At 45.6% G+C, this 10,082-nt stretch carries 11 protein-coding genes; all 11 read right to left on the bottom strand.

Features of this window, described 5'->3' with window-relative positions; translation table 11 throughout:
* Window positions 1-405: 405 nt before the first annotated feature.
* Entirely contained in the window at window positions 406-1,890 is a 1,485-nt protein-coding gene (gene lysS, locus AR337_RS22115; RefSeq protein WP_059174226.1) for a lysine--tRNA ligase, read from the bottom strand.
* Between the two features lie 254 nt (window positions 1,891-2,144).
* Complete coding sequence (dusB, locus tag AR337_RS22110; RefSeq protein ID WP_059174225.1) at window positions 2,145-3,143, bottom strand: tRNA dihydrouridine synthase DusB; 999 nt, start codon at window positions 3,141-3,143, stop codon at window positions 2,145-2,147.
* 34 nt (window positions 3,144-3,177) lie between these two features.
* Entirely contained in the window at window positions 3,178-3,387 is a 210-nt protein-coding gene (locus tag AR337_RS22105) for a helix-turn-helix transcriptional regulator (protein WP_059174224.1), read from the bottom strand.
* Window positions 3,339-3,866 (bottom strand): 2-amino-4-hydroxy-6-hydroxymethyldihydropteridine diphosphokinase, encoded by a 528-nt coding sequence (gene folK, locus AR337_RS22100; RefSeq protein WP_059174223.1) that lies wholly within the window; start codon window positions 3,864-3,866, stop codon window positions 3,339-3,341. The genes AR337_RS22105 and folK overlap by 49 nt, the downstream gene beginning before the upstream one ends.
* Window positions 3,867-3,868: 2 nt before the next feature.
* On the bottom strand, window positions 3,869-4,228 hold the full coding sequence (gene folB / locus AR337_RS22095; protein WP_059174222.1) for a dihydroneopterin aldolase: 360 nt from the start codon (window positions 4,226-4,228) through the stop codon (window positions 3,869-3,871).
* Window positions 4,221-5,063: a dihydropteroate synthase gene (gene folP, locus AR337_RS22090; RefSeq protein ID WP_059174221.1), complete on the bottom strand. Its 843-nt coding sequence runs from the start codon at window positions 5,061-5,063 to the stop codon at window positions 4,221-4,223. The genes folB and folP overlap by 8 nt, the downstream gene beginning before the upstream one ends.
* Window positions 5,063-5,935 carry an aminodeoxychorismate lyase gene (pabC, locus tag AR337_RS22085; protein ID WP_059174220.1) on the bottom strand — a complete coding sequence of 291 codons (873 nt, stop codon included), beginning with the start codon at window positions 5,933-5,935 and terminating at the stop codon, window positions 5,063-5,065. The genes folP and pabC overlap by 1 nt, the downstream gene beginning before the upstream one ends.
* Window positions 5,913-6,524 (bottom strand): aminodeoxychorismate/anthranilate synthase component II, encoded by a 612-nt coding sequence (gene pabA / locus AR337_RS22080; RefSeq protein ID WP_059174219.1) that lies wholly within the window; start codon window positions 6,522-6,524, stop codon window positions 5,913-5,915. The genes pabC and pabA overlap by 23 nt, the downstream gene beginning before the upstream one ends.
* Window positions 6,521-7,945 (bottom strand): anthranilate synthase component I family protein, encoded by a 1,425-nt coding sequence (locus AR337_RS22075; RefSeq protein WP_059174218.1) that lies wholly within the window; start codon window positions 7,943-7,945, stop codon window positions 6,521-6,523. The genes pabA and AR337_RS22075 overlap by 4 nt, the downstream gene beginning before the upstream one ends.
* An 89-nt stretch (window positions 7,946-8,034) precedes the next feature.
* Window positions 8,035-8,961, bottom strand: coding sequence for a cysteine synthase A (gene cysK, locus AR337_RS22070; RefSeq protein ID WP_059174217.1), 927 nt, complete (start codon window positions 8,959-8,961; stop codon window positions 8,035-8,037).
* A gap of 218 nt (window positions 8,962-9,179) precedes the next feature.
* Entirely contained in the window at window positions 9,180-10,064 is an 885-nt protein-coding gene (locus tag AR337_RS22065) for a peptidyl-prolyl cis-trans isomerase (RefSeq protein ID WP_059174216.1), read from the bottom strand.
* Between the last annotated feature and the right edge of the window lie 18 nt (window positions 10,065-10,082).

The raw sequence follows: 10,082 nt of genomic DNA, 5'->3' as shown, positions 1-10,082 counted from the left end.
CCGAAGATCACTATAATATTGTTTGTTGACGCTTGTTTGTTTAGTTTTCAAAGAGCAATTTTTACCTTGTCGCTCAAAGGCGACTTTATTAGTCTATCAGGTTGTTAACTTGAAGTCAACATCTTTTTTTGCTTTTTTCTAATCTTCTTTGTTGCCGTCGCAGCAACATTTACTAATATAGCACCTTTGTATGTCCCTTGCAACAGTTTTTTAATTTAATTATAAAGATAAAAATACCAATATTGCCGTTATACCCGGACGTTTTTAAAACAGTTCCCTCCAGAATCACAAATGACAATGTTCTTGTTCACATTTTTTTCAGTACTACCTCTATAGGAAGATAGTAATCGCTGGAATAGAAAAAACGCCAGCTTCCCTTATAAGGAAACCGGCGATGTTTGTTTTTTATTTGTGCCTCATTAATGGGAATAGCAGGACATCTCGAATTGACGGAGAATTTGTCAGCAACATAACAATCCTGTCAATTCCTATTCCAAGTCCGCCAGTTGGAGGCATCCCGTACTCAAGGGCTTCAATGAAATCGTCATCCATTTCGTGGGCTTCGTCATTTCCTTGCTCACGTTCTTTAAGTTGTGCTTCAAAACGCTCTCTTTGGTCGATTGGATCATTCAGCTCCGTAAAGGCATTTGCATGTTCACGGGCAACGATGAACAATTCGAAACGATCTGTGAAACGAGGGTCATCCTCGTTCTTTTTTGCTAAAGGAGAAATTTCAACTGGATGCCCATAAATGAAGGTTGGCTGAATGAGTTTTTCCTCTACCTTTTGCTCAAAGAACTCGTTGACGATATGTCCATATTGCATATGTTCGTTTATTTCAACTCCATGTTCTCTAGCAAGCGCACGTGCTTCCTCTATGCTTGTCTCTTTCCAGAAGTCGACACCTGTATGTTCTTTAATGGCATCAACCATATGAAGCCTCTTCCATTCCGGCTCAAGGTTTACTTCATACTCACCATACTGGATGAGGGTTGTTCCCAACACTTCGCGGGAAATATGGGCTATCAGGTTTTCAGTAAGCTTCATGATATCCTTGAAGTCCGCATACGCTTCATAAAGCTCGATCATTGTGAATTCCGGATTATGCCTCGTTGAGACCCCTTCATTCCGGAATACACGCCCGATTTCGTATACCTTTTCAAGGCCTCCGACAATAAGTCGCTTTAAATGGAGCTCAATGGCAATCCTCATGAACAATTCCATATCAAGTGCGTTGTGGTGTGTGACGAATGGGCGTGCAGATGCTCCTCCGGCAATTGCATGCATCATCGGAGTCTCTACTTCAAGATAGCCTTGTTCATCAAGGTAACGCCTCATCGACTGAAGAATAAGGCTGCGCATAACAAATGTGGCTTTACTCTCATCGCTCATTATTAGGTCCAGGTAGCGCTGGCGGTAACGCTGTTCAACATCTTTTAAGCCATGGAATTTATCAGGTAGTGGACGGAGCGCCTTTGTCAGGAAGGTGTACTCTGTTACTTTAATGGAAAGCTCGCCAACCTGGGTTTTAAAAAGTGTCCCTGTCACACCAACGATGTCGCCAAGGTCTGTTGAATTAAATAGTTCATATTGCTGGTCCCCAACTTCATCTTTGCGGACATAAATCTGGATTTGGCCGGTCAGGTCTTTAATGTGGGCAAACCCAGCCTTTCCTTTACCGCGTTTTGTCATAATACGGCCAGCAAGGGAAACGGATACTCCCTTCGACTCAAGCTCTTCTTTTTCCAGTTCGCCGTACTGTTCGATTAATGATTTTGCATTGGCGTTACGTTCGAATTTTTTGCCAAACGGGTCAATCCCATTCTGGCGCATTTCATTCATTTTTTCTCTTCTTACCAAAAGCTGGTCATTTAATTCCTCTTGGCTCATCTACATTCAGCTCCCCATTTATATAGTGCGGTATGCATACACGCGCTAATTGATTTATTAAAGTTCCTTTATGCAGTTTAGACAATTTCACATAAAAAGAGACATTAGTACCATTGTACACAAACTTCCTTCGAGGGACATTAAAAAACTATAAGTACAACAAAGACTGCCAGTTTTTTACTGACAGCCCTACACCTTATATGGCCAAAGACCGGGTTTCACCAAACCATACTTGTGAAACTCTTTAAAACCTCTTACCCGACGATTGCCTGGCTTTCCTTTTCTTCGGCTTCTGTAACAAGGGCATTGAGCAGCATGACAAGGTCATCTCTTGTATTACACTCATTTATGGGGTTGCGGACCTTGGCATTTCCCTTGACCCCTTTCAGATACCAGGCAGCATGCTTACGCATTTCGCGGACAGCGACGTATTCATTTTTAAGGGCTATCAATCGGTCAAGGTGAAGGATGCATACGTCTATCTTTTCACGGACCGATGGCTCGTCCATCAATTCACCAGTCTCAAGGTATTTAACGGTCCTGTATATCATCCATGGATTCCCAAGAGCGGCGCGGCCGATCATGATGCCATCGACACCTGTTTCATCAAGCATGCGCTTCGCATCCTGCGGGGTCTGGACATCGCCATTCCCAATGACGGGAATGTTTACAGCCTGTTTCACCTCGCGGATGATATCCCAGTTTGCTTGGCCCTCGTACATTTGGACACGGGTGCGGCCATGGAGCGCGATAGCCTTCCCTCCGGCGCGTTCAACCGCGCGGGCGTTCTTAACGGCATAAATATGCTTCTCGTCCCAGCCCATACGCATTTTGACCGTAACCGGCTTTTCTACAGCATCAACAACCGCGGAGACCATTTCATAAATTTTATCCGGATCTAGAAGCCACCTCGCTCCTGCATCACATTTTGTGATTTTCGGAACTGGGCATCCCATATTAATATCAATAATATCCGCATTAGTGTTTTGGTCAACGAATCTTGCGGCCTCGACAAGCGTATCTTTTTCACCGCCAAAAATCTGGAGGCTTAGCGGCTTTTCGCGCTCATCTATATAAAGCATATTCATTGTCTTTTCGTTCTTGAAGAGAATGCCCTTGTCGCTGACCATTTCAGCACACACAAGACCCGCACCAAATTCCTTCACGGTCAGCCGGAATGCCGAATTGCAGACACCTGCCATAGGGGCCAGGACAACGGGGTTCTTCATGGCAATATCGCCAATTTTCAACATTAGTAACGGCCTTCCCTTCTGTAAACTATTTATCTTACTCCTCAGGGGGAGCCATATCCTCGATGCTTACGCGCAAAATTTGTGAAGCTCTCCTTAAAAAGTCAGCAGTTGGCAACCGGTTGCCTCTCTCAATCTCCCCAAGAACGGAAACCGATACTCCAAGCTCCTTTGAAAAACTGTCCTGGGTATATCCTTTTAGTTTTCTGAAGGCCCGAATCCGTCTTCCCCATTTTTCCGCATCCATATCCGTACTCCTTTTTTATCAGGCAAGCGATCCACTATTGATGGAAGTGGTTCGATTTTTCCTGGAAGAGTTATATTTCCGGCAACTTCATACAGTGGCATAAGCACAAATGCACGTTCCGCCATCCGGGGATGGGGAATAATAAGCTTCTCTGTTTCAATATTTTCTTGGTTATAGAGGAGAATGTCAAGGTCTATTGTGCGCGGACCCCACTTCATTCCCCTTTTTCTCCCAAGTGAGTATTCGGCCCCTTGGCATACTTCCAGCAATTCGCCTGGCGGCAAATCTGTTTTAATCTCTACCACCATATTTAAAAATAGGTCCTGGTCCTCATAACCGACTGGGTCCGTTTCATAAATAGAGGAATATTCTTTTACATTAATTGAAGGGTGGCTGTCGAGGATGCCAATCGCTGATTTCAGGTTTTGAAATCTGTCACCCATATTTGAACCGAGTGAAAGGAAAGCGTGATTTTCCACAATTATCTTCTCCTTGTAATTTCAACAGCGACTGACTGGTAATGGCCTGGGATTGGGGGATCAGGTTTAATTACCTTGACAGTTGCTTCTTCAATCAGCGCAAATTCACCAAGAATCCTTGATGCGATTTTTTCAGCAACTGACTCAATTAATTTATACGGCTTACCTTCGACGACCTCCCTGCAGACTTGGTAAAGCTCGGCGTAATTGACAGAAGCATCTAAGTCATCGGTTTCCCCCGCCCTCTTCAAGTCGAGGCCGACCGCAAGATCGACAATAAACCGCTGCCCCAGTTTCGTTTCTTCGGAAAAAACACCATGGTACCCATAAAACGCCATTTGATTTACATGGATTTTATCCATCCACTCTCCCCCTGCCCATTAAAGCATCCATCATTTTGGCCATCCTCGCCATTTCCTTTACATCATGAATGCGAATCATTTGGCACCCCTTCTGAATCCCATAACAGACTGTGGCCCCTGTTCCTTCCATTCTTTCCTCGGGTGGCAATTCGAGGACCCGGCCAATGAACGTTTTTCGGGAAGTGCCAAGAAGGACCGGATAACCAAGGGCAACAAGCGTATCCAGGTTTTGCATCATTTCGATATTTTCCTTAAAGTTCTTTGCAAAACCAATCCCGGGGTCAAGGATAATTTGCGAATCCTGTACTCCTGCTTCTTTTGCAATACGGATGCTCTCGTAAAGATCCGTAAACACATCACGTGTGAAAAGCTCATAATCGCGATTATCGCGGTTATGCATAAGAATAATCGGTGCGTTGAATTCAGCGGCAACTTTAGCGATTTCAGGCTCGGCTTTTGCCCCCCAAATGTCATTTACGATATGGGCGCCTGCTTTAAGGGCCTGCCTAGCGACTTCCCCTTTATAAGTATCAATGGATATTGGCACCGCAATTTCTTTCACTAATGACTCAATAATTGGGACGACCCTTTCAAGTTCTTCTTCAAGTGAAACCGGATCGTGGCCCGGACGAGTGGATTCGCCGCCAATGTCGATAATATCGGCGCCCTGCTCGACCATTTCCCGGGCACGTGCAACCGCGCGGTCGGCCGCATTGAATTTTCCGCCGTCGGAAAAGGAATCAGGGGTTATATTTAAAATCCCCATCACAATGGTTTTTTGCATATAATCAAGGATATACTTTCCGCATACGATTTTTCCATGTCCGTTGCTCATTAAAAATCCTCCGTTCCAATTTCACTCTTGCTGCGATACAATTTGCGGCCGGCCGCGTACCTGCTATGCAGAAAGCTGGCCAGTTTCCCATTTTTGCCATTAAAGCAAGTATTCCCAATTTGCGGGCATGCAACAATTTCCTGAATCGAGTTCGTAAAAAACACCTCTTCGGCCTCAAGCAATTCCTCTGCAGTATATACCCCTTCACAAACCTCAATTCCGGACCTAAAGGCAAGCTCCTTTACAAACTGACGGGTAATCCCGTTTAGTATCCCTGTTTCCATAGACGGGGTATAAAGGATACCTCCTTTGGCCCAAAACACATTCGATACAATTCCTTCAGCAACAAAGCCTTCCTTCGTCAAAAATATCCCTTCCGCTCCAGGAAAATCGCGTAGCTCCCGCCAAGCCAGAAGGTTATTCAAATAATGGTGCGATTTCAGCCGTTCCTTTCCCTCAGGCGTATTTCTGGGTAGGGAAAGGATTTTTCCGAACTTTTCTTGCATAGAGCCTGCCGGCGGTAGCGGCTTTGAAAAAACGATTACTTCTGGCGAATCATAAGGCTCGAACCGAAGGCCGATTTCCCCCATCCCTGCTGAAACATTAAAGCGAATGTAGGCGTCCGTGTATCCATTCGCCCTCAAGAGCATATCCACAGCAGCTTCCGCTTCTTCCAAACTAATTTTCCTGTCAATCTCGAGGATTTCAAGCCCTGCATTCAGCCTAGCAAGATGGTCGCCGAGCAACAGGGAATGGCCATCATAAACCCTAAAGGTTTCGAACAGCCCCACACCATAAAGGAAGCCGTGGTCGAAAGGGCTAATCGCCGCTTCTTCCTTTTTGACAAGTCTACCGTTCTGCCAAATATACATTCCTATTTCCCTTCTTAAATCCCGAATGGGCCTTGATAAAATTGGCGAGGAGTTGTTTTCCCGGGCCAGTCATAATGGATTCCGGGTGGAACTGAACCCCCTCGATGGCTGCTTCCTTATGGCGAAGCGCCATAATTTCGCCCTCTTCAGTCCAGGCTGACACCTCAAGGCAATCCGGAAGCGTTTCTTTTTTTACAATCAAGGAATGGTAGCGGGTTGCTTCAAACGGGCTAGAGATTCCACTAAAAATCGTTTTCCCATCATGATGAATGGGCGATGTTTTCCCGTGCATTAGCCTCTCTGCGCGGACGACATCCCCGCCGAACACCTGAGCGATTGACTGGTGTCCAAGGCATACGCCAAAAATGGGGACCTTGCCTGCGAAATAGGAAATTGCCTCAAGGCTGATCCCAGCCTCATTTGGGCTGCACGGGCCTGGGGATATCATCAGGATGGACGGGTTTGCCTGCTCGATATCCTCCATTGATACTTCGTCATTTCTTTTTACAACCAAGTCCGCGCCTAGCTCCCCCAAATATTGGACAAGATTGTACGTAAAGGAGTCATAGTTATCAATCATATAAATCATTTGTTATCACCTGTTTCCGCAAGTTCTTTCGCTTTCCAAAGCGCTCTTGCCTTTTTCAGAGACTCTTTATATTCATATTTGGGGTTTGAATCAATAACGATTCCTGCGCCTGCCTGTACATGGGCTTGTCCTTCTTTTACAAGCATTGTCCGTATCATGATGTTCAGCTCAAGGTCTCCGTTGAACCCAATCCATCCTAGTGAACCGGTATAAGGGCCACGCCTAGAGGGCTCAAGCTCTTCGATAATTTCCATCGTCCTCACTTTCGGCGCCCCAGTAATGGTCCCACCCGGAAAAACGGCATCAATCAAATCAAACCCGTCCTTTTCAGGAACGATTTTGCCGCGGACATTTGAAACTATATGCATGACGTGTGAATATTTTTCAATGACCATGAACTCATTCACTTCAACCGACCCATAGGCGCTAACCCTCCCGAGGTCATTTCGCTCAAGGTCCACAAGCATCACATGCTCTGCCCGTTCCTTTTCACTTTCAATCAATTCATTAGCTAGCAGTTGGTCTTCTTCCTCATCTTTTCCCCTAGATCTTGTCCCCGCTATCGGCCTTGTACTGATTTCATCCCCCATTTTCTTGACGAGCAGTTCTGGGGAACCACTTACTAACTGGAATTCAGGTGAATGGAAATATCCCATATACGGCGAAGGATTGATTTCCCGCAGCTTCTCATAGACCGTAAGCGCTGGAACGCCAATCGGCTTGGTCTGCCTAACAGACAGGTTTACCTGGAACACATCACCCTGAGCAATGTATTCCCTCACCTTGCCGACCGCTTCCATAAATTGATTCTCCCCAATTGAGACCTCTCGTTCCTGATAGGCATCACAATCGTGCTGTATTTCCGTATCAGCAGCAGGCTCATTCCACCGGGCTTCCCAATGCGCGGCACGCTTCGCCAAGTCATTATTCTCTTCCTCTTCATAAAGAAAGTACATTCTCACTGAGCCCTCATGCAAATCAAGTACAAACCATTCTCTATGGAGCATAAAATAGAGGTCAGGAATACAAAGTTCATCTTTTGCCAGCTTAGGCAGTGTTTCAATGTACCTTGCATAGTCATAGCTTAAATATCCAATTGCTCCGCCTGCGGCAAGGGGGATTGGCGATTCGGCCTCAATTTTGAAATCGGCCATATACTTCTTTAGTTCATGAAGGGGGTTTCCATCCACCGTAACGGCAGGCTTGCCTTCTTCCATGATTTCAAGACAATTCCATCCCTTGGATTTGATAATTGCAAAAGGACTGAATGCCGCAATGCTGTAACGCCCTCCCCTCCCACTTTCCAAAAGGACGTGGTAGCTTTCACCGGCTGCAATTTGTTTATATTGCTGAAAAAACTTATCGGCTGACAAGTTGATTTTATGCGTGTAGATGTTTTTCCCCAAAAAACTCACTCCCATTTTCCCGTATCTTCTTCATCATACAAGAAGTCCGCAAATGAAAAAAGCATGATCCGCAAAGTTGCGTCCATGCTTTATTAAATCTTTGTTTATTCTTCGAACTGAAATAGAGGAGTACTAAGGTAGCGTTCGCCGTTGCTCGGGATAATAGCCAGAACTTTTTTGCCTTTTCCGAGTTCTTTCGCAACCTTTAACGCCGCATAGATGGCCGCGCCGGAAGAAATACCTCCGAGGATCCCTTCTTCCTTCGCCGCACGGCGGGCATATTCGAAGGCCTGTTCATTTTCAACCTGGATGATTTCATCATACATGTTTGTGTCTAGGATTTTTGGAATAAATCCGGCGCCAATTCCCTGGATTTTATGAGGGCCCGGTTTACCGCCTGAAAGGACAGGCGAATCGGTTGGCTCTACCGCATAAATTTTTATATCGGGATAAGCGTTGCGGAGGACCTCGCCCGCACCCGTTATCGTACCGCCTGTTCCGATTCCTGAAATAAATCCATCCAGCTGGCCGCCCATTTGCTCGACGATTTCTTTTCCAGTTGTCCTTCTATGCACTTCAGGATTTGCCTCGTTATTAAATTGCTGTGGCATAAAGTAACCGTTTTCCTTGGAAAGCTCTTCAGCCTTCCGGATCGCACCGCCCATTCCTTCTGGCCCAGGGGTCAATACAAGCTCTGCCCCATAGGCGCGGAGAAGGTTGCGGCGCTCCATGCTCATTGTCTCAGGCATAACCAAAATAGCCTTATATCCTTTTGCAGCTGCAATCATTGCTAGCCCAATACCGGTATTCCCGCTTGTGGGCTCAATTATCGTATCGCCTTCTTTTAAGTCGCCCTTCTCTTCGGCTGCTTCTATCATTGCCAAGGCGATACGGTCCTTTACACTGCTTCCCGGGTTCATATATTCCAACTTCAAAAATACTTCCGCACTATTCTCATCCACAAGCCGATTTAGCTTTACAATCGGGGTATTGCCGACCAGGTCAGCCACCGAGTTTGCAACTCGTTCCATTCGTCCCACTCCTTAATCCGAGTAAATTTATTGGTTTTATATAGAATGTAACAATTTGCCTACTAACTGTCAATATTTTAGTTTCCCCGAAACATCATTAGGGAAACAGAAATAAAACAAAAAGGTTCCGCATTGCCAATGTATGCGGAACCTTCCCAGTTTTGCAGATTTTTTTAAATTTTTACTCTTACTGGATTGAAAAATCCGTATTCCGCCGCTTATTTGCCAAAAAACCATTTAACGTCGGCCTCTTCCCAAAGCGCCGATGCTGATGGTGGCATTCCTAACTGCGAAAGGGCGATCTGCCTGCGAATTTCATCCTTCACTTCTTTAAAGGAATACTTTTTTTCCTCCATTTTTGCGTGCAGCTTTATAATCGCATAGCCTTGGCCCGCTTTAATTGGCGAACTCCATTGATCCTGTTTGAGTTTCTGTGCAGCTTGGATATATTCAGAAGGGAAACGTTCATCACCAACCTGGATAAACCCAAGGTCTCCACCTTCCCCAGCTGTAAATTCATCAACGGATCTTTCCCGGGCTAGTGTTTCAAAGCCAGAGCCGCCTTCAAGCTCCTTAATGGCCTGATTCGCTTCCTCCTTTGTTTTTACAACAATATGGGAAAGATGGTAGGCTGCCTGTACATCAAAAAGAGATTTATTCTTTTCATAGTAACGTTGCATTTCGGTCTCGGATACCACTGCATCCTTTGTTAAGATTTCTTCGAGCAGCAGTGAGAGTTCAATTTGTCTTTTCCACTTTCTCACATCCTCGCCCTTTAGAGAGGATGCTCCGCCATAGGCGGTCTGGAACATTCTAAGTTCTCTCTCAACATCTGCCTTCGGAACGGTTATTTTGTACTTTTTGGCCATCTGGCTGATTACTTCCCTGTCAACCAGTTCCCTTAATGTATCTTCACCGTATCGTGACTCCAGCTCCTTCAGCCACTCTTCTCTGGAAATACTGCCTTTCCCTACTGTCGCAACTGTTTCTCCGTTCGCCTTGAAAACGGAAGCCGTTTCTCCTTTGGATAAAAAATACGAGACGGTCACAGCATTCAGGATGACCAATGCTGCGATGACCCACCACAATTCCCTCGTTTTCATTGTCCCTCTCCCGGATAG

The sequence above is a fragment of the Bacillus sp. FJAT-27445 genome, assembly GCF_001510665.1.
Lineage (GTDB): Bacteria > Bacillota > Bacilli > Bacillales > Cytobacillaceae > Bacillus_D.
This window is presented reverse-complemented; position numbering and strand designations above follow the sequence as displayed.

Bases quoted from the DNA above. Each gene is read 5' to 3' on its own strand.
- AR337_RS22105 (WP_059174224.1), bottom strand. From the start codon at position 3,387: ATGGATGCGGAAAAATGGGGAAGACGGATTCGGGCCTTCAGAAAACTA.
- AR337_RS22065 (WP_059174216.1), bottom strand. From the start codon at position 10,064: ATGAAAACGAGGGAATTGTGGTGGGTCATCGCAGCATTGGTCATCCTG.
- pabA (WP_059174219.1), bottom strand. From the start codon at position 6,524: ATGATTTATATGATTGATAACTATGACTCCTTTACGTACAATCTTGTC.
- dusB (WP_059174225.1), bottom strand. From the start codon at position 3,143: ATGTTGAAAATTGGCGATATTGCCATGAAGAACCCCGTTGTCCTGGCC.
- folB (WP_059174222.1), bottom strand. From the start codon at position 4,228: ATGGATAAAATCCATGTAAATCAAATGGCGTTTTATGGGTACCATGGT.
- AR337_RS22075 (WP_059174218.1), bottom strand. From the start codon at position 7,945: ATGGGAGTGAGTTTTTTGGGGAAAAACATCTACACGCATAAAATCAAC.
- cysK (WP_059174217.1), bottom strand. From the start codon at position 8,961: ATGGAACGAGTTGCAAACTCGGTGGCTGACCTGGTCGGCAATACCCCG.
- lysS (WP_059174226.1), bottom strand. From the start codon at position 1,890: ATGAGCCAAGAGGAATTAAATGACCAGCTTTTGGTAAGAAGAGAAAAA.
- folP (WP_059174221.1), bottom strand. From the start codon at position 5,063: ATGAGCAACGGACATGGAAAAATCGTATGCGGAAAGTATATCCTTGAT.
- pabC (WP_059174220.1), bottom strand. From the start codon at position 5,935: ATGTATATTTGGCAGAACGGTAGACTTGTCAAAAAGGAAGAAGCGGCG.